The sequence below is a fragment of the Synechocystis sp. PCC 7509 genome (assembly GCF_000332075.2).
In the GTDB taxonomy this organism is placed as follows: Bacteria; Cyanobacteriota; Cyanobacteriia; order Cyanobacteriales; family Chroococcidiopsidaceae; genus Aliterella.
Genome location: NZ_KI966369.1, coordinates 240,144 through 264,233, shown reverse-complemented (window position 1 = coordinate 264,233; position 24,090 = coordinate 240,144). Strand labels below are relative to the sequence as shown.

32 protein-coding genes and 1 pseudogene are annotated in these 24,090 nt (G+C 45.0%); 20 read left to right on the top strand and 13 right to left on the bottom strand.

The window, feature by feature from the left end; genetic code table 11:
• The 3 genes from SYN7509_RS27320 to SYN7509_RS29485 all read right to left on the bottom strand — a co-directional run.
• On the bottom strand, positions 1–566 hold a 566-nt coding region (locus SYN7509_RS27320), incomplete at its 3' end, for a DUF4394 domain-containing protein (RefSeq protein ID WP_051482699.1).
• A 45-nt stretch (positions 567–611) separates the two neighbouring features.
• Positions 612–1,118 carry a transposase gene (locus SYN7509_RS0224265; RefSeq protein ID WP_028954076.1) on the bottom strand — a complete coding sequence of 169 codons (507 nt, stop codon included), beginning with the start codon at positions 1,116–1,118 and terminating at the stop codon, positions 612–614.
• Positions 1,119–1,138: 20 nt separating this feature from the next.
• The gene (locus SYN7509_RS29485) at positions 1,139–1,435 is read right to left on the bottom strand and encodes a hypothetical protein (protein ID WP_202807209.1); all 297 of its coding nucleotides are present in this window, start codon (positions 1,433–1,435) and stop codon (positions 1,139–1,141) included.
• Between the two features lie 133 nt (positions 1,436–1,568).
• Between SYN7509_RS29485 and SYN7509_RS0224255 the strand changes: the two genes are divergently transcribed.
• A complete protein-coding gene (locus SYN7509_RS0224255) occupies positions 1,569–2,102 on the top strand; it encodes a hypothetical protein (RefSeq protein WP_148298191.1) in 534 nt (177 codons plus the stop codon).
• 1 nt (position 2,103) lies between these two features.
• Positions 2,104–2,598, top strand: coding sequence for a hypothetical protein (locus SYN7509_RS0224250; RefSeq protein ID WP_009629856.1), 495 nt, complete (start codon positions 2,104–2,106; stop codon positions 2,596–2,598).
• Between the two features lie 2 nt (positions 2,599–2,600).
• Here SYN7509_RS0224250 and SYN7509_RS0224245 read toward each other — a convergent pair whose 3' ends face one another.
• Complete coding sequence (locus SYN7509_RS0224245) at positions 2,601–3,311, bottom strand: IS6 family transposase (RefSeq protein WP_028954596.1); 711 nt, start codon at positions 3,309–3,311, stop codon at positions 2,601–2,603.
• 203 nt (positions 3,312–3,514) lie between these two features.
• On the opposite strand from SYN7509_RS0224245, the gene SYN7509_RS0224235 reads away from it, so the two are divergent.
• Positions 3,515–4,489: an ExeA family protein gene (locus SYN7509_RS0224235; RefSeq protein ID WP_009629915.1), complete on the top strand. Its 975-nt coding sequence runs from the start codon at positions 3,515–3,517 to the stop codon at positions 4,487–4,489.
• A 202-nt stretch (positions 4,490–4,691) separates the two neighbouring features.
• Here the strand turns inward: SYN7509_RS0224235 and SYN7509_RS0224230 are convergent, their stop codons facing one another.
• Positions 4,692–5,039, bottom strand: a complete 348-nt coding sequence (locus tag SYN7509_RS0224230; protein ID WP_009629916.1) for a hypothetical protein — start codon at positions 5,037–5,039, stop codon at positions 4,692–4,694.
• 139 nt (positions 5,040–5,178) lie between these two features.
• Positions 5,179–5,754: a DUF4126 domain-containing protein gene (locus SYN7509_RS0224225; protein WP_009629917.1), complete on the bottom strand. Its 576-nt coding sequence runs from the start codon at positions 5,752–5,754 to the stop codon at positions 5,179–5,181.
• A gap of 223 nt (positions 5,755–5,977) precedes the next feature.
• Between SYN7509_RS0224225 and SYN7509_RS0224220 the strand changes: the two genes are divergently transcribed.
• Complete coding sequence (locus tag SYN7509_RS0224220) at positions 5,978–6,295, top strand: hypothetical protein (RefSeq protein ID WP_028954594.1); 318 nt, start codon at positions 5,978–5,980, stop codon at positions 6,293–6,295.
• 18 nt (positions 6,296–6,313) lie between these two features.
• Here SYN7509_RS0224220 and SYN7509_RS27310 read toward each other — a convergent pair whose 3' ends face one another.
• Complete coding sequence (locus SYN7509_RS27310) at positions 6,314–6,919, bottom strand: DinB/UmuC family translesion DNA polymerase (RefSeq protein ID WP_051482698.1); 606 nt, start codon at positions 6,917–6,919, stop codon at positions 6,314–6,316.
• 99 nt (positions 6,920–7,018) lie between these two features.
• Between SYN7509_RS27310 and SYN7509_RS29480 the strand changes: the two genes are divergently transcribed.
• Positions 7,019–7,315 carry a hypothetical protein gene (locus SYN7509_RS29480; protein ID WP_202807209.1) on the top strand — a complete coding sequence of 99 codons (297 nt, stop codon included), beginning with the start codon at positions 7,019–7,021 and terminating at the stop codon, positions 7,313–7,315.
• Positions 7,316–7,335: 20 nt separating this feature from the next.
• Positions 7,336–7,842, top strand: a complete 507-nt coding sequence (locus SYN7509_RS0224205) for a transposase (RefSeq protein WP_028954076.1) — start codon at positions 7,336–7,338, stop codon at positions 7,840–7,842.
• Here the strand turns inward: SYN7509_RS0224205 and SYN7509_RS0224200 are convergent.
• On the bottom strand, positions 7,806–8,291 hold the full coding sequence (locus SYN7509_RS0224200) for a Y-family DNA polymerase (protein ID WP_227501593.1): 486 nt from the start codon (positions 8,289–8,291) through the stop codon (positions 7,806–7,808). The genes SYN7509_RS0224205 and SYN7509_RS0224200 overlap by 37 nt on opposite strands.
• Here SYN7509_RS0224200 and SYN7509_RS31965 point away from each other — a divergent pair.
• Positions 8,290–8,565, top strand: coding sequence for a hypothetical protein (locus SYN7509_RS31965; RefSeq protein WP_432205692.1), 276 nt, complete (start codon positions 8,290–8,292; stop codon positions 8,563–8,565). The genes SYN7509_RS0224200 and SYN7509_RS31965 overlap by 2 nt on opposite strands.
• Here the strand turns inward: SYN7509_RS31965 and SYN7509_RS27300 are convergent.
• From SYN7509_RS27300 to SYN7509_RS0224180, 3 genes and pseudogenes are all read right to left on the bottom strand, one after another.
• Positions 8,483–9,869 (bottom strand): annotated as a pseudogene (locus tag SYN7509_RS27300) (IS4 family transposase). The gene SYN7509_RS31965 and the pseudogene SYN7509_RS27300 overlap by 83 nt on opposite strands.
• A 102-nt stretch (positions 9,870–9,971) precedes the next feature.
• The gene (locus SYN7509_RS27295; RefSeq protein ID WP_009630073.1) at positions 9,972–10,487 is read right to left on the bottom strand and encodes a hypothetical protein; all 516 of its coding nucleotides are present in this window, start codon (positions 10,485–10,487) and stop codon (positions 9,972–9,974) included.
• A gap of 176 nt (positions 10,488–10,663) precedes the next feature.
• Positions 10,664–11,059: a thermonuclease family protein gene (locus SYN7509_RS0224180; RefSeq protein WP_009630074.1), complete on the bottom strand. Its 396-nt coding sequence runs from the start codon at positions 11,057–11,059 to the stop codon at positions 10,664–10,666.
• A 344-nt stretch (positions 11,060–11,403) separates the two neighbouring features.
• Between SYN7509_RS0224180 and SYN7509_RS0224175 the strand changes: the two genes are divergently transcribed.
• Positions 11,404–11,793 carry a hypothetical protein gene (locus SYN7509_RS0224175; RefSeq protein ID WP_028954592.1) on the top strand — a complete coding sequence of 130 codons (390 nt, stop codon included), beginning with the start codon at positions 11,404–11,406 and terminating at the stop codon, positions 11,791–11,793.
• Positions 11,794–11,813: 20 nt separating this feature from the next.
• Here the strand turns inward: SYN7509_RS0224175 and SYN7509_RS0224170 are convergent, their stop codons facing one another.
• Positions 11,814–12,206: a type II toxin-antitoxin system VapC family toxin gene (locus SYN7509_RS0224170; protein ID WP_009630076.1), complete on the bottom strand. Its 393-nt coding sequence runs from the start codon at positions 12,204–12,206 to the stop codon at positions 11,814–11,816.
• Positions 12,206–12,430, bottom strand: a complete 225-nt coding sequence (locus tag SYN7509_RS0224165; protein WP_009630077.1) for a FitA-like ribbon-helix-helix domain-containing protein — start codon at positions 12,428–12,430, stop codon at positions 12,206–12,208. The genes SYN7509_RS0224170 and SYN7509_RS0224165 overlap by 1 nt, the downstream gene beginning before the upstream one ends.
• A 492-nt stretch (positions 12,431–12,922) precedes the next feature.
• Here SYN7509_RS0224165 and SYN7509_RS0224160 point away from each other — a divergent pair, with 492 nt between their 5' ends.
• The 12 genes from SYN7509_RS0224160 (at position 12,923) to SYN7509_RS0224100 (ending at position 23,991) form a co-directional block, all read left to right on the top strand.
• Positions 12,923–14,299: a serine hydrolase domain-containing protein gene (locus SYN7509_RS0224160; RefSeq protein ID WP_009630078.1), complete on the top strand. Its 1,377-nt coding sequence runs from the start codon at positions 12,923–12,925 to the stop codon at positions 14,297–14,299.
• A gap of 425 nt (positions 14,300–14,724) precedes the next feature.
• Positions 14,725–15,387: an S-layer homology domain-containing protein gene (locus SYN7509_RS0224155; RefSeq protein ID WP_148298189.1), complete on the top strand. Its 663-nt coding sequence runs from the start codon at positions 14,725–14,727 to the stop codon at positions 15,385–15,387.
• A 206-nt stretch (positions 15,388–15,593) separates the two neighbouring features.
• Entirely contained in the window at positions 15,594–16,874 is a 1,281-nt protein-coding gene (locus SYN7509_RS0224150) for a hypothetical protein (protein WP_028954569.1), read from the top strand.
• Positions 16,875–16,883: 9 nt separating this feature from the next.
• Positions 16,884–17,129 (top strand): GMC oxidoreductase, encoded by a 246-nt coding sequence (locus tag SYN7509_RS0224145; RefSeq protein ID WP_028954590.1) that lies wholly within the window; start codon positions 16,884–16,886, stop codon positions 17,127–17,129.
• A gap of 254 nt (positions 17,130–17,383) precedes the next feature.
• Entirely contained in the window at positions 17,384–18,013 is a 630-nt protein-coding gene (locus tag SYN7509_RS0224140) for a hypothetical protein (RefSeq protein WP_009629853.1), read from the top strand.
• Between the two features lie 57 nt (positions 18,014–18,070).
• A protein-coding gene (locus tag SYN7509_RS29475) for an IS630 family transposase (protein ID WP_148297905.1) occupies positions 18,071–18,954 on the top strand; the annotation gives its coding sequence in 2 pieces (ribosomal slippage) (positions 18,071–18,397 and positions 18,400–18,954; 882 coding nt in all).
• Positions 18,955–19,021: 67 nt separating this feature from the next.
• The gene (locus SYN7509_RS0224125; RefSeq protein ID WP_009630183.1) at positions 19,022–19,642 is read left to right on the top strand and encodes a TMEM175 family protein; all 621 of its coding nucleotides are present in this window, start codon (positions 19,022–19,024) and stop codon (positions 19,640–19,642) included.
• A gap of 180 nt (positions 19,643–19,822) precedes the next feature.
• Entirely contained in the window at positions 19,823–20,731 is a 909-nt protein-coding gene (locus SYN7509_RS27290; RefSeq protein WP_009630182.1) for an alpha/beta fold hydrolase, read from the top strand.
• Positions 20,732–20,775: 44 nt separating this feature from the next.
• A complete protein-coding gene (locus SYN7509_RS27285) occupies positions 20,776–21,297 on the top strand; it encodes a nuclear transport factor 2 family protein (RefSeq protein WP_009630181.1) in 522 nt (173 codons plus the stop codon).
• Positions 21,298–21,324: 27 nt separating this feature from the next.
• Positions 21,325–22,131: a glucose 1-dehydrogenase gene (locus SYN7509_RS0224110; RefSeq protein ID WP_009630180.1), complete on the top strand. Its 807-nt coding sequence runs from the start codon at positions 21,325–21,327 to the stop codon at positions 22,129–22,131.
• A 95-nt stretch (positions 22,132–22,226) separates the two neighbouring features.
• Positions 22,227–22,946, top strand: a complete 720-nt coding sequence (locus SYN7509_RS0224105; protein ID WP_009630179.1) for an SDR family NAD(P)-dependent oxidoreductase — start codon at positions 22,227–22,229, stop codon at positions 22,944–22,946.
• A 7-nt stretch (positions 22,947–22,953) separates the two neighbouring features.
• Positions 22,954–23,991, top strand: a complete 1,038-nt coding sequence (locus SYN7509_RS0224100; protein WP_028954588.1) for an NAD(P)H-dependent flavin oxidoreductase — start codon at positions 22,954–22,956, stop codon at positions 23,989–23,991.
• The last annotated feature ends 99 nt before the right edge of the window (positions 23,992–24,090 follow it).

Sequence of the window (24,090 nt, the reverse complement as noted above, 5' to 3'; positions counted from 1 at the left end):
TTATCAGAAGTAAGAGAAACAGCAACTCCAATTAAATTACCTTCCCGCAAGTTGCCCATCATTTTAGCTGCTCCGGTTGATAAATCTACTGTATACAAAGATTTGCCAGCCGCAATAAATCCAACATTCTCTCCTTTATTATTAGTAACAACATCAAATCCTGCTACTGGAGGTAGGTTGAATCCTAACAACCCTACAGCAGTCAATTTACCCTCGTTAGGAGGAGCTTGGCTTACTAAGGCATCAGAATCATAGTCTAGATTAAAAAGCATAGTGGCAGTAGCTCCTTTTCTAGAATTAATATATGCAGAAGCGGTAACACCTAAGTCTTGAGCCGGGTCGTAGTTGAGAAGTGTATCGACAGTAACCATTCCTGTATCAACATTAATTCTATAGTTCTGACCGTTACTTGCTACTACTCGTAGACGATCGACAACTGGGTTGAAATCTACACCCGATTGAAATCCACCACTAAAGCTGACTGATAAATTACTAACAAAAGTAGCAACGCCGTTGTCACAATTAATTGTATATATCTTGTCTGTATCTGTAAGGGCATAAAGCATCCCGTTAGCAGGGCGGTAATCTATGCCTAAAACATTTCCATGAACCTATCCCAGTAATAAAATTCTGTTAATCCAAATGTGAATTGTTGCAAGGGAAATAAAAGCATTAAAGCAGGCAGAAATTCTTTCCCATCGAACAACAAGTCTACGGTATTTCCGTTGAAACCATGCAAAGCAGCGCTCTTGTTGAAAACGAGGGACTGACATTTTTATGGGTCTACCTCGATTTCTTTTAGTTTTCCAGGCTCGCTTCGGCAACTGCGGTCTAATACCACGTTTGCGTAAAGCCGCACGCAAATCTTTGGAGTCATAGCCTTTGTCCCCAGCCAGCACTTTGACCCGTTTACGGGGTCTGCCAGGAGAATTAGTTTTGACAGTAACGCTATTCAATAGCGGCATCACTTGTTCTCTTTCACTACCATTAGCTGCGGTCGTGCAATTAGCCAGAGGCATACCATTACCGTCGGTCAAAGTATGAATTAAAATTCCTTTGCCCTTATAGCCATAAGCAACGTCCTCACCTCCTCCTTTCCCAGGGGGAAAAAGAGCCATCGACCGCACCATGACTCCAGTTAATTAATCCTTTTTCCGAGGCGATGCCTAATATCCTTGCTTGTAGTCGCTCTAGCGTTCCATCTGCTTGCCAGCTTTTTAGCCATCGGTGGGCTGAACTTTTTGATGCCCAAACTTCTCCCTTCGGTACATCGCACCAACGGCAGCCCGTAATCAATTGCCTTCATTAAGGTGTTGATTACATGACGGAAAGGCGCATGGGGCATTCCCCGTCCCCGTTTTTCTCCTTTCTCGCCGATCACATCCTCAAACAACTTCCATTCTAGATCGCTTAATCCCTCAAATCTTCCCGCCATATTCTGTAGGACTTAATCACTCTGACAATTAGATTATCACCTTTTGACCTTAGTGGGATAGATTCAAGTATTTCTTTCATACTTCGCGGTGGAACGACAGGCGGTAGCTAATCAAATAACAAAGGAATTTGCCTTGTCGGAGAACCTGGATATATTTTTGGGAGTCGAAGAAGACAGCAAGCCCGATGATTTAATGTACTTTACCTCTCACGGATTTCGCAGCCTTAATCAAGAGCGCTCCTATCTCAATCAGTTTGTTGTGACCAAAAAAGGCTTGGGTTTTTCCAAAGGACGAGATTTACCATATATTTACCGGAAAAAGACAACATGGTTGCCACCGCAGTTAATTGTTCGTTTTCCAACGGAGGAAGCAAGCAATGCAGGTTATGCTGAGGCAATAAGTCTGCCGTACACTGTTGCGGGTGTCGCTCATGATTATCCTCAAGGTACTTTAATCGTGTGTTTAACAATAGACAACGAGGACTTAGCCACAGGTTATGCTAATGCAATTAAGCTACCACTTGACTACCGAAGTGTTTACGGTGAGGATTTGGAGGTGTCAGATGACGATCCATTCCCTATTGAGACTGGTGAAGTTTATATTCACCATATTGATATGCTCGATACCGAGTACGCGGCGATGCTAGAAAAATCCCCCAGGTTTTAAAATGCGGAGTCCATTTTGGTTTTTGCCTGCAATAGCTATCCCCATAATGTGTCTACGACTATTTTCTGGGCAACCATCTTCTACCACAACAGTTGACACTTCCCGAAAACCTCTGCCACCACTCACCCTGCTGCCGCAAACAACTACAGTCGCTCCAAAAGCTAATGCTCCTCATCCGCCAACTTTAGAGAAAAAGCCGCCTCAAAAAGTAATTGCTCAAAAACATCCGCCAAAAGCAAAAACCGAAAGCACAGAAAATAAGGTAAATACTCGCCCGTACAACGCTCCAGCTATCGAGATTAGGGTTGAGATAGCGCCAGCGCGTTCGCAGAGCTTCGCACAAAGAAATGTCTTGATTCCTATTGAACCGAATCAGATGGTTACGGCTGAGGTGGTTGGGAGTAGTTTGAAGTTGAATTATTGTGGGTTGAGTAGGGCAATCGGGTTGTGTTGCAAAAACTTAGTGAAGACAGAAAACCCCTGTGGCAGGAGTTGAAATTATGCAACTACCCCAAAGATTTGATAGATAAAGACAAGTCGCTCTTTGATGGCTCCCCTGGGAACACCAATAACTTGTCCTTTTCTAACCATGTTCAGAGTTTCATATCCCCGAATGGTTCTTCTTGCAGTGTTGAAGGAGCCAAATCCCATTCCTGGTTTGACTAATCGTTTTATCCCCCGATGGTCTTGCTCCACAATATTATTGAGATATTTAATCTGTCGTAATTTCACTACTTCGGGTAACTTATTGGCAGCTTTGAGTACGTTAATCGCTTTTGGATAAGCAGGGTTCTTATCCACAGTGATGACTCTTGGTACGNAAGTGTGAATTGCTTTCAATGTCTTACGCAAAAACCGTTTCGCCGCTTTCGCATCCCGCTTCGCTGTGAGGAGGAAGTCTAAGGTGTTCCCTGCCGAATCGACTGCTCGGTATAAATACTTCTGCTTGCCTTTGACCAAAATATAGGTTTCATCTACCCGCCATGAGTCATTAGTAAGCTTTAGATACGGTCTGACTCGTTTGTCCATTTCTGGACTATATTCTTGCACCCAACGGAAGACGGTGCTGTGATGTATATCTAATCCCCGCTCGTTCACCATCTCTGTTACTTGGCGATAGGAAAGCGGATAGCTTAGATACCACCGAACACAACGTAGGATGATTTCTGACTGATAATGCCGCCACTTGAAGGGGGATTTAGAATTCATTAGAGGCCGGTACAATGATTTTCTCTAGCGGAATTATTTCAGCCTACCATTTTTTGCAACACAACCCTTAGGTCAACCATTAGCAAAACTCTCGGTGGAGCAACGAGAATTTTTATCAGCCTTGGTTGAAGAAACGTTGACTAAAAAGGTGCTGCTGGAGCGAGTGCGAGCGTATTTTCAGTTACAAAGCCGAGGTGAAGCGAATGCTGACTGAAGTCATGACACATTTTGGTTTAACCAAAGAGTTCCGACAGGCGGGTTACTATGAAACCGTCGGGCAAAAACAGCTATTTATCGATCTCAAAGCTGCAGCGGCTTCTGGCTCATTAGTAGCTTTAACGGGGATAGTTGGCTGTGGTAAAACTACAACTTTACGCCGTCTATTTGCTTTGCTAGCCAAAGAGAATAAGATTTTAGTCTCTAAGTCGCTATCGGTCGATAAGAACCGTGCTACCTTAGCCACTTTAATTGCGGCGTTGTTTTACGATCTAAGTGCAGATGACAAGGAAATTAAAATTCCTGCTCTAGGAGAAAAGCGCGAACGGGATTTGCGCGATTTGATTAAAAAAGGCAAAAAGCCTGTGGTGCTATTTGTGGATGAGGCTCATGACTTACACCCCTCAACACTAACGGGATTGAAGCGTTTAATTGAAGTGATTTCCGATGGGGATGGAACACTGACCGTAATCCTTGCAGGACATCCCAAATTAAAGAACGATCTGCGTCGCCCTACTATGGAGGAAATTGGCTATCGCTCCTTGGTTTTTACTTTAGAAGGAATGGTGGGCAGTCAACGAGAATATATCACTTGGTTAATTGCTCAGTGTGTAAAGGAAGAAACTCAGCATTCTGATGTATTAACGGTGGAAGCCATTGAATTACTAAGCTCTAGATTACGCACTCCATTACAAATTCAACAGCATTTGATCCTAGCAATGGAAGCTGCTTATCAAGCTGGAGAAAAGCCCGTTACTGAAGCGATTGTGGAGTCAGTGCTATCGAAGCAAATTGATGAATTGGAGCCAAGGCTGACCAGGCATGGTTATGCTCTGCGGGATTTGGCTGACCAGTTTCATGCGAAACCAGCAGAAATTAAGCTGCTGTTTCGGGGTCAACTCGACCCCACACGAACCAAGGAGCTAACCGACCAAATGCTGATGGCTGGTTTGCCGATTTGAGGCGGGGTATTAATTTCCGCCACTAAATTTATAGTTGCAGTTAATCTGGTTTCAAATTTAGTATTGTGGTCTGGTTGCAAATAATTTGGTCTTAGTTGGATTTAATTCGGTCTCAAGTGCAGTTATAGTTGCAGTTAATCTGGTCTCAAAACAGTGATTATTGTGGTCTGGAGCGTTTAGTATTGTGGGTCGCTACAACTAATTACTCGTCCGCATCCTCGGATTCTTCTTCAGTGCTTTCTCTTTCATCAAGGGTCATATCTACAGTTAGCCCCGCAAAATCCTCAAAAAGCTGCTTAAGAGAATTAACCTTGGTGATTCTATCTTCCAAACCATCTTCAGTCCAAGTATAGTCTTCGTCTATCAGAGAAAATTCATAACCAATTAAATCGCCCAAGTATAAAGAGAAGCAGTAGGTTTCCTCATCAGAGTTAGTTAGATAAGTTGAAAAAGATGCACACCCGATGCTGGCAATTATGCCTTCCTCATCAGGACTAAAGTAATTGCGTTCTAAGAAGGTTTCTAAAGCAAACATTTGAACAGCGTCCATATATGGTTCCCTTGAAGAAGTAACTGATTAACTATTAGCATTTCTAAAACTTACTAACAACTAATGATCGTGCAAATTGCCTTTAATTATTCAATTGCCCTAATTAACTCCAGCGCCGAGGAGAAAATATTTTTAGTCATCAATGCTTGCGCGTAACTCTACTTTGGACAACCTTATTTAAGCTAAATAACAACAAGATTGCCACCAAGCTGACTGCTATTAGAGGCGCTACCAGGGCTAATACTGATAAAGTAATTGCACCAATGGATTCAACAGTTGCCACAAAAGCATTTCCTAGTCCGATAGTCAAAGCTGTGGAAGATAAACGAGTAATTCCGGTTACGGCTTGGAGTATTCCGGCAGTACCCCCACCAGCAATTGCTGCCGTAGTCCATTGCAACAGGGGGTCGCTATCGGGAAATACAGCAGCAGCGACGAAAGTGCCGACAGCCAATGCTGTCGGTGTAGCAAGCGTGTCAAGTAAGTTATCTAGCACAGGAACGTAGTAAGCGCCAATTTCTACAATGGTAGCGATCGCAAATGCCCACAGCGCCGAGTAAGTACCGACCCACTCAAACCCCGATGTAATTGGTAAATGCCCAAAAATTACGGCAAGGCTGATAACCAATGGCGGGACAAAAATGCGGAAGCCACAGGCACTACTTAAAGTCAGACCAATAATGATGCTTTCTAAAGTATTCATAGATATAGCCATTGCATCACAATAGGTGATAGTCAGGAGTTCATACTTGGGTTCACCTTAACTAATTTATTGCTTGAGCATAGAAAGAACATCTAGCAATAGAGAGGTAAAATTCTAGTGATAATTAGCAACTACAACTACCCTAACTTTAGTGGCGTATACACAGTCCTATCTCTACTAAGGCGGGGAAGAAAATATACCTTGGTTCCTAGCCATAACAAACCCACTATTCGCAATGCCTACATCAGGAAAGCTAGAGTTAACGATCAAAATTAATGAGTTTCCCACAGATGTCCAGACGGGAGAAAATGGCCTCAAGCAGTTTGATATCGATACAGGCGAACAGATAGTTAGTGTCAGCCTCAAGCCCAAAGTATTCAAAAAGCTTGAACAAGCACAAGAAAACTATCCAATGTGGGCAAGTGAGATCGCTGGACAAATGGGGGACAAGACAGATTCGGGTTTTGTACTCAAGGAGCCGAATGTGCAGACCTTCGAGAAAAAGCCAAAGGAATCAAAGGAAGCGACACCTGTTGTCAGTGCTGTTAGTTGAGCTAGAAGCCTTAGCAGTTTATTCAAATAAACACAATTGAACTGGTTTTGATTCAGTGGCGCAGTCGAGATTGGATAGGGAAATACCTAATAGCCGAACGCTGCGTCCCTCTAGAGAAACCGCTACTAACAGTTCCTTAGCTACTTGGCTAATTGCTTCTGCCTTACCAACAGCAGCAGTTACAGTTTTACTGCGCGTGATTCGCTCATAGTGGGCAAACTTAACTTTTAATGTAATAGTACGTCCCAGAACTTGGTAACTCTCTAAGCGATGCTGGATAGTTACAGCAATAGTTTCTAGTTCGAGCAGTATTACTTGTGGGTCGTCTAAGTCTTTAGTAAATGAAGTTTCTGCACCAATTGATTTGCGAAGGCGGTTAGGCTCGACTATCCGGTTATCCTCGGCTCTGGCAATGAGGTAATAGAAATGTCCTACCTTACCGAAGATGCGGACTAAATCAGCTTCAGCGTATTGCTTTAGGTCTGCCCCAGTATAGATGCCCAAATTGTGCATCTTGGTAGCGGTGACTTGTCCAATGCCGTGAAACTTCTCTATTGGTAAAGCGGCGACAAAATCTGCGGCGTGTTCGGGTAGAATCACCGTTAGTCCATTGGGCTTATTCATACCCGATGCCATTTTTGCTAAGAACTTGTTTACAGAATCTATCCCACTAAGGTCAAAAGGTGATAATCTAATTGTCAGAGTGATTAAGTCCTACAGAATATGGCGGGAAGATTTGAGGGATTAAGCGATCTAGAATGGAAGTTGTTTGAGGATGTGATCGGCGAGAAAGGAGAAAAACGGGGACGGGGAATGCCCCATGCGCCTTTCCGTCATGTAATCAACACCTTAATGAAGGCAATTGATTACGGGCTGCCGTTGGTGCGATGTACCGAAGGGAGAAGTTTGGGCATCAAAAAGTTCAGCCCACCGATGGCTAAAAAGCTGGCAAGCAGATGGAACGCTAGAGCGACTACAAGCAAGGATATTAGGCATCGCCTCGGAAAAAGGATTAATTAACTGGAGTCATGGTGCGGTCGATGGCTCTTTTTCCCCCTGGGAAAGGAGGAGGTGAGGACGTTGCTTATGGCTATAAGGGCAAAGGAATTTTAATTCATACTTTGACCGACGGTAATGGTATGCCTCTGGCTAATTGCACGACCGCAGCTAATGGTAGTGAAAGAGAACAAGTGATGCCGCTATTGAATAGCGTTACTGTCAAAACTAATTCTCCTGGCAGACCCCGTAAACGGGTCAAAGTGCTGGCTGGGGACAAAGGCTATGACTCCAAAGATTTGCGTGCGGCTTTACGCAAACGTGGTATTAGACCGCAGTTGCCGAAGCGAGCCTGGAAAACTAAAAGAAATCGAGGTAGACCCATAAAAATGTCAGTCCCTCGTTTTCAACAAGAGCGCTGCTTTGCATGGTTTCAACGGAAATACCGTAGACTTGTTGTTCGATGGGAAAGAATTTCTGCCTGCTTTAATGCTTTTATTTCCCTTGCAACAATTCACATTTGGATTAACAGAATTTTATTACTGGGATAGGTTCCAGAAACTCCGGCACTTGCCGTTAGGTTAGTTTCTGATAGGATAGCTGCTTTGATTTGTTTGGCAATGTTCGTAGCGTAAGGCAGTCCCAGCTTATTTTGGGTGACATCAAGATAAGCTTCATCGAGGGCTACAGGTTCTACTAAGTCGGTGTAGCGCTTGAAGATAGCGTGAATTTGGGTACTAATGCTGCGGTAGACCTCAAAGCGAGGTGGGGCGAAGACCAGAGTAGGACATTTTTGCAGGGCAAGATAAGAGGGCATGGCGGAATGGATACCGAACTTCCTAGCCCCGTAGCTGGCAGCAACTACTACGCCGCGCTCCTGGGGCAATCCACCTACCACAAGGGGTTTACCTTGGTAACAAGGGTTGTCTCGTTGCTCGACCGAGGCATAAAAAGCATCGAGATCGACGTGAACAATCTTTCTATCTCTATTCATGCTCATGCCTAAAAATTACTCGCTTGGAGCAACCTTGTCCTTGAAAGACTTAAGAGCAGAAAAGTCCGGAACGCGCGTAGCTGAAATTGTCATTGCTTCACCTGTTTTGGGGTTACGCCCAGGAGCGGGCTGGTCGTGTTGCAAAAAGTTATTGAGTCGCAATAGTCCTCAGTTATTGATAGTTCTGACTTTTCCCGTTAAGTATCTTTTGCAAGCTGCCAACCGTCACAAAGGTCGTGTAATTTTAACCAACCTCGCCACAATACCTGAATACCAATAGGTGTTTTGCTTCGATGTTCTAAGTAACCACCAAGACGTGCAACAGCCTCAACAGCCCAACTAACTGTGAGAACTTTGGGTGGTTTGGGAGACTTAGCTTTTAAAATCTTGAGTTCAAGGGGATGCGCGAATTTCCATTGCAAGGGCTAAGGGCTGAGTGCGGTGGAGGTAAGTCAACCGTAAAAGCTCAACAGCAATTACGCTCAAAAAACCGATTAAAGTTTTCATCCCAGCAGCAGCAAGTCTATATTTTTCTACCTGACATCCTGACTTAAAAATTTTATGGTATTCTTCCACACGCCAACGATACGTATACCAGCGTAAAATTGTAGAAGCTGTTTGGATATCTGCAACGACTTCTGTAGTAAGCAACATCCATTCTATAAGTGTTTCACCTTCTGGGCAATCAATTTCTGTGGCATAAACAGCATATACGGGTAGAGGGTCACGGTTATCAAAACGATAGGGAGTACGGAGATTTAGCGGACAAAATCGTACAGCTAATTTGGTTTTACGGGCAGAACGCTGTCCAGTCTGAGGTAATTCAATTTCTTGTTCAAAACTGCTAGGTTGTGATTGTAGCTTTGACCACAGGCGTTCACTATCAGAATCTATTCTGCGGTTATGAGCCGCACGAACAAGAATTCCTGTGTGCTGAAGTTGACGAATTTTATCAAAAACTTCTGTAATGTCGCCTTCGCGGTCAAACACATGAATTACTCGTGTGTGATGGCTCACAAGGCTTTCGACAGTGCTGAGAGCTTCCACCCATTTGTAAGATTCTTTTTGTTCAAACGGACGGTTTCGGGCTTCAATGCGTGCTTGCGCTTGCCGTTGTTTCTTCTGTGTTGGGGTTTCATGGACTGGTAGAATCGGCTTTGATTCCCGATTCCAAAGTTTTTGCCACAACAAGCCCAAGGATTCGCCATTCTGCGGTTCTATAGCCAAAGCACTGTGCAATATTAGACCGTTCCCTCCCTTACCTATTGGCCCGTAACCTTCGGTTTTCGCCTTAATACTGCCATAACCTTTGAAAAGTCGTATCTCCAACGCACAGCACCACATCGTGTTCTGCAACAGTTTCCGCCGTCATTTGACAGTGCGGCTCAACTACACTTGAAAATTCCACTTTTGGGTTGGCAAAAACTCATAGGCTCTCTTGAGTGCTTTTCCATTACAGAAAACTTCTGACAGTGCTTTGCCGAATCCAAGACTTAGAACATACCCGATTGACATTGCACGCTCATTCAATCGGCGATCACCCAGTTCTAAGGTTGCAAAATTTTTCTCCCACCAGTCCAGCATTGCTTGTTACCTTTAGCACCCGATTTCAATTACTGTACCGTATTTGCTGTCTTGTTTCTTAAATCCCTTGCCAGTAAACCTTTCAAGACTTAACGGGAAAAGTCAGAATTTAGCACCTGTACCTTTGATCAATGAATTTCCAGGGAGAACTATGTAGGGGATATTACTAGAATCAACATACCTACGCGGATCGGTTCTTTTCTTTGTCGAATCTTCAAGCGCTGTACCAGATACATAATACCCAGGAGCAGGATCGCTAGACCCTTGGACGATAGGTGTACCGTTTGATTTCCCAGTATCGGTGACTAGCGCCCACCAGTTTCCTGGGTTTCCAGCATTACCTAAAAAGTCTAGACCTTTATTGTTGTCACGATGGTAAGCGGTAGGCGCTCCATCAGCATCTATAGTCATCCCTGATTGGTAAAAGACAGCAGGATATCCTAGCCATTTATACACAGTGCGTCCTCCAATGACAAAGAGTTTGCTTTTGTTTTGGCAGTTTACTACTGTAGGTTGGGCGATCGCAGGAGAAAAATTTTTAGATGCCAATCCACCTAAGATAGCAAAAGTACCTATGCTGCCAGTAAATAAGGCTAAACTTACAAAAATTGTTTTCACTTTAGACTTCCTCAGACCAAATCCTGATATCTTATCCTACGCCCGATTTGCTCCTTATATAGAGACTAAAAACTCTCTCTAATTCAAACTTCAACAAACAAAATAATTGTTAATTTAGTGCTTGTTGTAAAACTGCTTCGAGCAGGGAAAGTTATTAATATAAATTGGTAGAAATACTATCGATTCATCTTTCTATAATCCCAAGGCTTAGTATAGTTCCCGCTCCAAACCCCTACTCTGCTAGATTGGGCGAAGTTTTGCGCCTGTTTCACTGCCGCAGCATCCGGGCAGTTGCTTAGGTATTGCTCGTAAACACACGCCATTCCGCCTTTGACCTGTTCAGCCTGTAAGAACTTACCACCAGAAAAAACCTCAGCAATCTTTCTACGGTAGCGGTCGGTATCTACAATTTTCAGTGTGACGCGATTTCCATTTTGAGCTATCAGACTCTTAAGATAATCGCGTGATTCCTTCCCCAACGGCTGCGCCAACTCCGGCGCATCGATGCAAGCAAAACGAACCCGCTCTACCAGTTGTCCTTGTCTCACGCGGATTGTATCGCCATCATGCACGCTTAAGACTTCCCATGTAGGTACAAATCCCTTTCCAGGACTATTGGTGGTATTCTGAACTACTTTGTCCGGCGGCTTTAGCGGTGATTTTAGTGGGGATGGTTCTTTAGTTCTAGGGGATGGTTTAGAGTTTTGAGTTACTTGGGCGATCGCTTCTACAGGTACAGTTCTAGGGGATAAATCTGTAGAGTTCGGGACAATTTTCTCAGTTCTAGGGGATGGCTCTGTAGTTCTAGGGGATTTTGCAACGGTGGTTTCGGGAGTCTCACTAACTGTAGCGACCCGATATTATAATCGCTCCGACCCCTCCAGCCCTAGCTGACAGACAAAAAGTTGAACTTGAAGTGAGCCGCCTTACCGAACATATCAACGCTTTGGGTCATCAGCAAGCCGAACAGTTAGCTACTGTTGAAGCTATGCAGAAAAGTCCTTTCCGCAGTTGGAATGGCAAGTACGATTTAGCTGTTGCCCAGGTTGAACAGACGGCAAATAAGTTAGAGAATGCGATCGCCCATTTGCAGCAAAGAGAAAATCAATTCGGGCAATGGAATAAGCAAGAAAGGGCTTACTCTTTGTGGGATAAATCACCTCAAACAGTTGAGATGCGGAATCTTGCCAAGGGCTTACAGTCGCCTCAATTGCAAGAGCGGCTAAGTAGCATTGCCAAGGTAGAACGACAAGAGTTAGCGCGTGGTCAAGCTTCTAGCACTCGGCAGGCTGGATTATCAATTTGAAGTAGGAAGATTCCCACCAATTATTCCAGGAGATGGACTAAATCTGGAAACTTCTCTGCCAGTTTACGGTCGAACGTTATAACTTGAACCTGCTCCCTAATTGCGGCTGCTATAAATAGCGCATCATAAAATGGATGGCTTGCCCGGACTGCTAACTCTAAAGCAACCTCTCGAATATAAGCGCTAGGGATAACCTTATCTATCAAAGCCTCGGAATCTTTTAGCACCTCTAGCCCCGTTTCAATCGGTAATTGCCGAAACTGAATCCACTGCCATACTACGTTGCCTAATTCGGCAAATAACGAATCTGGCACTATTATTTGCTCTGCTGTTTCTAAAGCCGTAATTGCCTGGTTGTACTGACCTTCTACCCTTAATAGCGCGTAGGCAAATACCATCGTATCAATCACCATTAGGGTCGCCCTTGCTCTTTCCACTCTTGCAGTTGGCTAGCTGCTTGGACGGGTAAAGTCTCAGAGCGTTGGCGAATACGTTCAATCGCTGCACTGCGTTGTACATAACGGCTTTGTAGCAAATCACGGACTTCCTGTTCCATTGAAATTCCCTTCTGTTCTGCAAGCCGTTTAATGCGATCAACCAGTTCTTCCGGCACATTGCGAATTGTAAGTGTTGCCATTTTGCTTTTTAGTCTCGAAAGATATACTTATAATTATGCTGGCAAATTGCTGTCACTGCTATCTTTTATTCTCCTGCGTAGACCACGCCGTCTGTTGGTGATGAGTCTCGATTTTCTCGGCATTATCATGAAGATAATCGGCTAATTCTTAAATGGAAACTTGCACATTTTTACTGCCCTTTACATAAACTGTAGCCATTAATGTATCTAAGTTATTTATTGTTTTCTCAGCGCTACTAAGGTCGATTTCGGCATCGACTTTAATTTTAACCTTATCTTTTTTTCCAAGCAGCTACTTGGAAGTAAAGATTACAAGGTAACAATTACTCATGCTGGTCTGTCTTCCGTATTGTCTTAGGTAGCTATTCGTAGCTAGTACCACCTGTTAAAGATAAGTGGTACTTTTATCTACAGACTGAATTAACGGCACAAAATTTTAATTTAGCTTTAGAGAGGGTTGAAGTTATTTTGCTAGGAACTGGTAGTTATTAGATGAAAATAAGCCTCAAGTATATATTTTTGAGTTTGGGGTTAATTAGCCTAGGTATTGTGGGCTATTCTGGTTATACCTTATGGCGAGTCTTAAGTATTGGCACGGCTTATCAAGCTAAACAATTTTGTTCAGGCGTATTTGTCTCTGGGCGCACTCCAGAATCTATTTTTAACCAAGATATTTTAGCTGAGATCGACGGTTTATCGTCACTGGAACAGTCAGTTGTCAAGTCAATTCAAGTTAATGTTGATCGCCCACAGCAATCTGTAACAGCAAGTATTTTTGGTTTAGTAAAACATCAATCCATCTTTCGTTCTGGGCTTGGTTGTACTTTAGTCATTGATACCTCGGAAACCGAGTTGCGATCGCAGGTTAAATCAATGCATTTCGATCCCCAAAAACTAAATGAATGGCAGTTTATAGAGCAAAAAGAGCGGAAAGTACCTGAAATTAACCAAAAGCAACTCAAAGAAGCTCTAGGCTCAGTTTTCCGCCCACAGCAACACACTAGGGCTGTAGTAGTGGTTTATAGAGGTCAAATTGTTGCCGAACGTTACGCACCTGGCTTTGACTCTAAGATGCCTTTACCTGGATGGTCAATGACCAAGAGTGTAACTAATGCGCTTGTGGGGATTCTTATTAAGGAGGGCAAACTATCGCTCTTGGATAAAAACCTGATGCCACAATGGAACAATCAGGGTGATCGCCGTAGCCAAATTACTCTTGATGGGATGCTTCATATGAGTAGTGGGCTGAAGTTTAACGAATCCGAAGGAAATCCCCTTGGCGATCTGATTCAAATGCTATTCGGTCAGGCAAACGCGGCTGTATATGCGGCAAATCATCCCTTAGAAGCTGCTCCAAATACTAAGTGGCAATACTCCAGTGGGACAACTAATATTGTCTCTGGTATTATCCGCAACGCAATTGGTAGCGATACTGATTATCTAGCTTTTCCCCGTCACGCTTTATTCGATCGCCTAGGAATGTCTAGTGCTGTTATTGAACCGGATGCGTCGGGAACTTTGGTTTGCTCGTCTTTTATGTATGCTACGGCAAGAGATTGGGCGCGATTTGGTTTACTTTATTTACAAGACGGGGTATGGGAGGGACAACGCATCTTACCAGAAGGCTGGATACAGTACAGCCGTATGCTAACAGAGCTAGCACCCAAGAAAAATTATGGCGCTCATTTTTGGTTGATGAACATTGGTACACAATCGGGGCAAAACCAAATTCTCACGGCTCAAGGATTTCAGGATCAATACATTGCGATTATTCCTTCGCACCAACTCGTTATCGTCCATCTGGGGAAAAATAAAAACGCCACGAGTCAGCAATTTATTCCTCAAGTCTTAGCGGCTTTTGCTAATTAATTTGGGCAGGTCGAAATCTAGTATTGAGTAAGACTAGGTGTTGGGCAATTACAATTTTATTTATTATTAGCTATTAATGAGCTTTAATTTCAATGGTGATGTCCATGAAGATTTTTCTTATTACTTTTTAGGGACGAGTCTCAATTTTATCGGCGTTGTCATGAAGATAGTCTGCCAATTTTTCAATGGAAACTTGCACATCATTACCGCTTTTTTTATAACAGCTTTTGTCAATTTTAGAACTGCAAGACTTTAAGACTTGTCTACTTACATAGAATATACTCCGAAAAATTGTAATAATTTAATTGCCAGCAGTAGTAAGAAGAATAATTAAGATGGGAAGTGTTAGAAATACTTTATTTGTACTTATTTTTTTATTAGCTTGTAGTGTCACTAGCAAAGTAAGTACAATTATCCTAGGATCTATGCAAGCTCAAGCCCAGAGCGCATTACCTGCATTGTCACCATCCTCTGCTCCACTGCCGCAAAATTCTCCTGCACCCCAAATTCAGCCTGCTTTGCCAGCACCGGATGATGTGGTTTCAAAAGTAGTTGCTGCGGGGTTAATGAGTTATCTTACTGATGGACAATTTCACCCAGAATTATTTATTAGTCGTGCCGAACTAGCATCAATTTTAGTTAGATCGTTTGGACTAGCTCAAAGAGCCGCCGCAAGTCAAGCAAGCACAGTTGAAGTTCAAGATGTACCTCCCTCTTACTGGGCTTTTAAAGACATTCAGACAGTGCTTAAAACTGGGATTATGAAGGGGTATCGGGGCAATATGTTCTTCCCCAACCAGAAGGTAACAAGAGCAGAAGCATTCGCTATTTTTGCTCAAGCTTATGGTGTTTTTCAGTTTCCCGATAATACAGTAGAAGATACGTTATCCCAATATCCAAATGCTGCTTCAATTCCTGCTTGGGCGAGAAAGTCTCTAGCTACATCATTGAATGCAGGTTTTGTGAATGTAGACGCACAAAATAATATAAATCCATTGCAGCCTATGACTCGATTTGATATGGCTTATGCCCTAAGTCAATATCTAGCAAGTAATAACAGAACCAATACTCAATTTCCTGCCAAGTAACAACAAGCTCGTTTTAACCAATTGTCGCTAAATCTCAGCAATTTCTAAAACCTTAGACTTGGTACAATACCATCACTTACTCCACAATCCTTCAGCAATTCTCATTATGACTTTTGACTATTCAGGGCGGTGAGAACGGGGTAAGGTAAGAGAGTCAAAAGCTCACCGAGTCGAAGACGTTGACCCCCAAGAGCAAGTTCGACGGTATCATCAGGTTCTTTCACGAGGTGCTGCAAACGTTACCAGACAAGCGCACGGGGAAAAACAGGCGCTATGGCATGGAAGATGCGGCATTGAGCGCTTTGGGTGTGTTTTTTACGCAAAGTCCCTCGTTCTTATCGTATCAACGGACGATGACAGACACGAAAGGAAGAAGCAACGCCCAGAGCTTGTTTGGGGTGCATCAAATCCCGTGCGACAACCAAATTCGGGATCTGCTTGATGGGGTCGAACCGCAGTGCGTGTTTCCGGTGTTTGAGGAAATTTTGCTCTTGTTGGACGAAGCAGGACGCTTGAGCGAGATGCGGGCGTTTGATGACACGCTGCTAGTGGCAATGGATGGGGTGGAGTACTTCAGTTCCCACACGATTGCGTGTCCCCATTGTTCAACGCAGACTGCCAAAGATGGGACAGTGCGATACTTTCATGCTGCCGTTACTCCGGTCATCGTTAGTCCAGGACGCTCGACGGTGTTGCCCTTAGCGCCGGAGTTCATCGTGCCGCAAGATGGACACGACAAGCAGGATTGTGAGATCGCAGCGGCAAAACGCTGGTTGACGACTCACGCCCAGAAGTATCGGGCGCAGCGAATCACGGTCTTAGGCGATGACCTCTATTGTCACGAGCCGTTCTGTGAAGCCTTGCGGCGCGAATCGTTCCACTTCATTTTGGTCTGCCGTCCTAACTCGCACCAAACCCTGTATGAGCATTTGGACGGCATCGTCTTACCCACAGTCGTCTGCAAACGGTGGACGGGCAAAACTGAGGAAATTTATACTTACCGCTACCTCAATCAAGTGGCCTTGCGCGACGATGACGATGCACTGCTGGTTAATTGGTGTGAAATCACCGTCACCCGTGCCGATGGCAAGCAACTCTATAAAAATGCCTTTGCTACAGACCACTGGATCACCGACCAAACCGTGGCAGCGATTGTGCAATCGGGGCGCACCCGGTGGAAGGTGGAAAACGAAAACAACAACACGCTGAAAACCAAGGGCTACAACCTGGAACACAATTTCGGACATGGCAAACAGCACCTCGCTTCGCTGCTGGCAACCTTCAACCTCCTGTCGCTCCTATTTCATACGCTGCTGGAATTACTCGATCACAAGTACCGCTTGTTGCGTCAACATTTGCCCACCCGCAAGACGTTCTTTGACGATCTGCGTGCCTTGACGCGCTATTTATTGTTCGAGAATTGGGATCATTTGCTCACCTTCATGATTGAAGGACTAGAGTTGGCAGTCCCTCCCAACTCCAGTTGATTTTCCATAATGAGAATTGCTGGCACGGTGTGGCATCCGGTCGGCACTTGTAAAATGGGTACTGACCCAATGGCAGTAGTAGACCCCGAACTACGGGTACATGGGATTGAAGGATTGCGCGTCGTCGATGCTTCCATCATGCCAAAGATCATTACAGGAAATACTAACGCACCCACCATTGCGATCGCTGAAAAAGCCGCCGATTTTATTAAAGCTGCACAATACTTACAGCAAAGACGATTGGCGTTTGCATAGCCTCTTTGCTGGAGATACTATACCAGCGACTTCATTCGCTAGCTTTGCCCTGAGCTTGCGCTCCTACCACCACCGAATGAAAGTACGACTCGATCATAGGTACTTTCCACGAAAAAACTAGAAAGAAAAATCACAATTGCATCCCAAAATCTGCCTTTAGAAGCAGGAAGTTAAATCGCCGCTTAAATCAGGGAACTTGAGTGCTCTGCGTGGCATGAACCCTGAACAATGAAAATATGAAAACAAGGTTCAACATGAAAAACCGAGAAGAAAAAATGGCTATGACTGCCAGAACCTACATGACCATTGGCCCATTGGTGGTTCTTCTCCTCTGGATCATAATTGGTGCTAGTCAAAATGCCTCGACCAGAGGCTTAACTGGCGATTTCCTTGGTGGAGTAGCTTCACCATTTATTGGTTTAGTTTCGGCAATTTTGGTCTACCTATCGTTCCAACAGCAGATCCGGGCGAACAAAATTCAAATGGAAGCGCTTAAGCAAGAATCAAAGCGGAACAATATTCGTTCCACACTTAACATTTTGAGGTCCGAAATATCAGACCTAATATTAGAGAATCCTGTGGGTGACCATAAAACATATCGCGGGATGCAAGCCTTTGAAAAGTTTGTCGAATTAGTTCATCGATTTAGTTTAAAGGCTGCCACCGACAATGAAAACGTTGCTGATACGATTTATGCTGTCCTCTTAATAATTCAAAAAGAGATTGCAGGAATAGGCGGACTGACCGAAGAATTACTGAAAGAATTTGTTGATGAATTTCATATTTTCTATACGCTTAGACTGGCAAAAGGTTTAAATTCAATTGAATCTGTGTCCGGAAACGTAACAATCGACAATATTAAAAAATCAAAAAGAGATTTATAGCCCTACAAATTCATATTAAGACATATAATAGAAAAACGAGAGTATCAAACAATACCTATGCCCGCCCCTTACAGTGAAGACCTGCGCCAAAAGGCGATTGCAGCAGTTGAGAGAGGAGAACGCAAAAGTGATGTGAGCCGGATGTTGCACATTAGTCGCAACACACTCGACCTATGGCTGAAGCGCAAGGAACAAACTGGCAACTGTCAAGCGATTACTCACTATCAACAGGGAAATCGACATAAAATCAGTGATTGGCAGAGGTTTCGTGAATTTGCGAAGCAACATGGAGGCAAGACTCAAGGGCAAATGGCTGTGTTGTGGGGCGAAGGGGTGAGTCAGCAGAACATCAGTGATGCCTTGCGTAAGCTTGGCTCAAGTCGAAAAAAAAAACCTATGGATACCGAGAGCGGGATGAGTTAAAACGTCAAGGATTTCAGGAGCAACTACAGACCTTATCTGCTGCTCAAATCATCTATGTTGATGAAGCAGGGATTGACAACCGAGATGACTATCCCTATGGTTATTGTGAGGTTGGACAACGCTTCTATGCTCTCAAACCTGGTAAGCGTACTGAGCGTGTCAGTTGGATCGCAGCACTACGCCAAGGGAAAGTGTTTGCACCAATGACATTTGTGGGTTCCTGTAACCGTAACTTATTCGAGATGTGGTTAGAGCAGTGTCTTATCCCTCAATTGCGACCAGGTGATGTTATCGTCATTGACAATGCAAGTTTTCATCACTCCCAGGCAATTGACGAGATTGTAGCAGAGGCGGGATGTGAGTTATGGTATCTTCCCCCCTATTCTCCAGACTTGAACAAGATCGAACATTGGTGGTTTGTACTCAAGAACTGGATGCGGCAGCGGTGGAACGAATTTGACAACTTTCATGATTGTGTAGATGCCGCCTTTAAACACTGTCCTAACGTGTTCCCGTAGCGCTATAGTAGCAATATTTCAAAGTTACGGGTACAACATTTAAAATCTGCACACCAACAAGAATACTATGGATACCTTCCCGATACCGATTCATCGACTTACTCGTCTTAGCGATCTGATTTTTGCTGTTGCGATGACCCTAATGGCACTAACATTCGACTCATTTCCTTCCACGAAAATGACACCACAGGAAGTGACTCAATATCTGCAAGCACAACTTCCAGATATTGGTGTTTATGCGCTGACTTTTATCATTATCGGATTCAATTGGACTACTCATCTTAATCAGTTTAAGTACTACAAAAGTACCGATACAATTCATCTCTGGTTAACGCTTTTTTCCTTGCTTTTTGTGGTGTTAATGCCTTATGCCAATGCTTTGTCCAACTATTTTGACTCTGTTTTTGCAGTTCAAGTATTTTATAGTCTAACGGCAGCTAGCATTGGCTTATTTTCAACAGCAGCTTGGATATATGCTACTCAAGACCGACGACTTGTCACTCCCGATCCAGACGCTCAAACCATTCGCCAAATTCGTCAGGAAAGTTATGTCGATCCGTCGATCTCTTTGCTTGCGATCGCGGGTGCTTTGATTCACCCTTGGGGATGGTTTGCCACATTTCTATTGATTCCCGTAATACAACTTGTGCAAAGCCAAAATCAACAAACCGCTAGAAGCATTGGCTAAAGCTGCACATTCCACATTACCGTTGGCGTTGGCGTTCGCGTTCGCGAAGCGTTTGCCTCAGCAAAAGCGTTTGCCTCAGCAGAAGCCTACCGTAGGTAATCGCCCATCAATCTTCGTAAAGTCTCGTCTCCGCGCTTGGAAGACATTAAAAAGGAAAATATGCAAAGAAAGACATTTAAAATGTCTGATGGTGCTGAAATGAGCTACATCAGTGCAGGTGAAGGAAAACCGATCGTGATGCTTCACGGTTGGTCGCAGTCGGCAGAACAATTCAAATATCAAATTCCCGCTTTTGCCGAACACTATCAGGTAATCGCTGTTGATTTTCGAGGACATGGTGAGTCGGAGAAAGTCTCTTTTGGGTATCGCATTGCTCGCTTATCCAAAGACCTCCAGGAATTGATCGGTACTCTGCAACTCGAAAAGCCACATCTGCTAGGTCACTCGATGGGGTGTGCTATCATCTGGAGCTATCTAGATTTATTTGGGTTGGATGAAATAGATCGGTTAGTGTTGGTCGATCAGTCTCCATTGGGAATATTGCGATCTGCTTGCAGCAGCGCTTCGCTATCGCATTGGAACGCTCAAGGAATAGCAGAATCCGGGGCAGTGTTTACTGCTGAACAACTGAACGGGGCAGTAGACGCTCTAGAGAATAGTCAAGCTGAGGAATTTACCCGAAACTTTCTGGCTTCAATGGTCACGACAGCAATGTCCAAAGAACAGTTTGAGTGGATTGTCGAGTGTAACCTTCGCTTGCCGCGATCGATCGGAGCAGCCTTGCTGTACAACCATCTTCATACAGACTGGCGCGATCTAATTGTCAGGATTCGTAATCCAACTCTGATTATTGGCGGCAGAAAAAGTATAATTCCGTGGCGATCGCAGGTCTGGATTAACCAAAGCATTCCTGACTCTGAGTTGGAAATCTTTGAAGAGGCTGAGGGCGGCGGACATTTCATGTTCATCGAGAATCCAGAAAAGTTCAACCGACGAATTTTGCAGTTTCTTGGAGCGAACCAGGAAAGGCATACAGCAAGGTTGGACACCCTACTTCTGAGGCAAACACGAGACAAAGTTCGAGACTGAAAAAGTTTTTGCAACACAACTAATCCATCTCAGGAGGATGATTCATGGAAACCATTTTGAAGAGCATTGCCGTTCCATCTGGCGGAGGCAAAGCGCTCCAAGTGCTGCCAGAAAAATCGACGATGATTGTGAACACTTCTACAATCAAGGATCGAAATATGCCTAACACAACAGAAAAGATGAGCGCACCAACCCAACATGAGATGTCAACAGTGCTGCAACGAATGTCTGATGCCATCAACGCCCACGACATTGATGCGTTCGTGAGCTGCTTCACTAATGATTTCAAGGGTGAACAACCGCTGCATCCTGAGAGTCCCTTCACCGGACTAGCCCAAGTCAGGGAGAACTGGACTGGCTTGTTTGCCCAGGTTCCAGATTTACGTGCAACGTTGGTCGCTTCGACGATCCATGATGACCTCTCCTGGGCTGAATGGCACTGGCAAGGTACGCGCACGTCGGGATCGGCAGTGAATTTGCGTGGTGTTGTCGTTGCTGGCTTGCGTAACGGAATCATCGCCTGGGCAAGGCTATACATGGAGCCGGTTCACGATCGGACAATCTAACTAATTTCACAATAAGAGGTAACTATCATGATGCTTAAGAATAAGGTTGCTTTAATAACTGGAGGAACATCGGGCATTGGTAGAGCAACTGCGATCCGCCCTTGGCGGCTGCGCTTCGCTATCGCGTTCGGTGCTGCTGGCGCAAAAGTGGTGTTCTCCGGGAGGCGTGAAGCAGAAGGCGAAGCAACTGCGGCGCTAATTCGCGATGCGGGAGCAGAATGTTTATTTGTGCAATCGGACGTATCCATTGAAGCAGAGATTCAAGCCTTAGTAGAGAAAACGATCACGACCTACGGCAGACTCGATTGTGCCTTTAACAACGCTGGGATCGCGTCTCCTGCCAAACCGCTGCACGAACAATCCATTGAAGATTTTGACAAGGTGATGTCGATTAATGTGCGGGGGCTGTTCTTGTGCATGAAATATGAAATTCAGCAGATGTTGAGCCAAGAATCGGGGGCGTTTGCCTCTGGCGGCACTACGTGCATCGTCAATAATTCGTCAACGGATGGTTTATTTGCGTTCCCAGGTTTATCTCCCTATGTTGCTAGCAAACACGCGGTGATGGGTTTGACGCGATCGGCGGCTCTCGACTATGCCAAGCAGGGGATTCGGATTAATGCCGTCAATCCTGGTTGGATCGCTACTGAGATGGTCGATCGCTCATTTGAGCCACTGGGGATCACGATCGATAATTTTGCCGCTACGATTCCAATGGGTCGCATGGGTCAGGCAGCGGAAATTGCTCAAGCAGTGGTTTTTCTGTGTTCTGATGCTGCCAGCTACATCACAGGACAACCTTTAGTTGTCGATGGTGGCGCTACAGCAAGCTGATCCATCAACAACTAAAGTCTCGTCGCGATCGATTGGAGTCGCCACAGACAGCGCGCAAACTTCGAGAGTATCAAACTAGAAAAAATGAGGATTTTATGTCAACTAAAACCGCGATCGTCACGGGTGCATCCAGCGGCATAGGCTTGGGCATTGCCAAAGCCTTACTAGCAGAAGGCTATAGCGTTATTGCCAATGCCCGAAAGATATCCACATCTGAAGTAATCGAAAGCTCCGATTGCTGCTTCTTGGTGGATGGGGATGTCGGACTCAGAGCGACGGGTGCATCACTGACTGAGATGGCACTTCAGAAAACTGGGAGACTCGATCTGGTGGTCAATAATGCAGGTATTTTCATGCCTGGAAATTTTGACGAATATACCGAAGAGCAATATAGATCGACTATGATAACCAACGCCGATGGGTTTTTCTATGTTACTCAACCTGCCGTCAGACACATGAAAACGCAAGGACGCGGCCATGTGGTTACAATTACCGCCGCCTTCGTTGACCAGCCCATCGCTGGACTCAATGCGTTTGGTATGTACTTTAGTAAAGGCGCACTCAACGCCGCGACTACCAGCCTCGCGATCGAGTACGCCACTACAGGTATTCGGTTCAATGCCATCGCACCAGGCAGCATCGATACACCTATGAACCAACCAGCCAACCATGAATTCCTCAAGAATTTACATCCGATCGCGAGGCTCGGTAGGGTAGATGAGATCGTCGCAGCACTTTTATACCTGGACTCCGCCGAATTTGTCACGGGCGAAATTTTGCATATTGATGGCGGCGCACATGCAGGCAAATGGTAACGAACCTATGACTTTACAACAACTTTTCGGCATCGAACTCCCGATTATCCAAGCCCCAATGGCAGGATCGCAAGGCAGTGTTCTCGCATTAGCCGTATCCAATGCGGGTGGGCTAGGTTCGCTGCCCTGTGCCACACTTAGTCTGGAAGTCATGCGAGATGAGCTAGCAGCCATTACAGCCCAAACCGACCGGCCTATTAATGTGAATTTCTTTTGTCACGCAATGCCCACACCTAATGCCGAGCGCGAAATGGCTTGGCGAGCTATGCTTGCGCCTTACTATCACAAACTTGAGATTGAGATCGAAAGCGTTCAGCCCAGTTCGGGGCTTGTGCCCTTTAATGCTGAGTTTGTCGAGCTATTAGCCCAATTCCAGCCTGCGGTAGTGAGCTTTCATTTTGGCTTGCCATCAGCGGAATTGCTACAGAGAGTCAGAGCTTGGGGCGCAAAGATTCTCTCTTCAGCAACAACTGTTGCCGAAGCGCAATGGCTCGCAGCTCAGGGTGTGGATGCCGTCATTGCTCAAGGTTTGGAGGCGGGCGGACATCGGGGGATGTTCTTGTCTGAGGAGATTGATACGCAAGTCGGCACGTTTGCCCTGTTGCCACAAATTGTGCGGGCGGTGAGGATTCCGGTCATTGCTGCGGGCGGTATTGCCGATGCCCAGGGCGTTGCGGCGGCGATCTCATTAGGTGCAGCCGGAGTGCAGGTGGGGACGACTTATCTGCTTTGCCCTGAAGCCACCACCAGCACAGTTCACCGGGCTGCGCTCCGAAGTAAGACTGCCCGCCATACCGCATTGACCAATATATTTACAGGTCGTCCGGCGCGAGCAATTGCGAATCAGATCGTTATGGAGCTGGGACCGATGAGCGATGTTGCTCCCATCTTTCCTATGGCTAGTGCAGCGATGGCTCCCTTGCGTGCCAAAGCTGAAAGCCAAGGATCTGGAGATTTCTCGCCGCTATGGGCTGGTCAGAATGCCAGTGGATGCCAGGAAATCTCGGCTGCCAATCTCACGCGAGCATTGGTCGCCGATCTGTAGTAGCTAAACTGTCCGTCTTTTATTTTGGGTAGTCGGGGTAAAGCTAGCGAACGTGTCATGAGGGGCAAAATAGTACAAATTTACCTAAAAAAGAGGTTT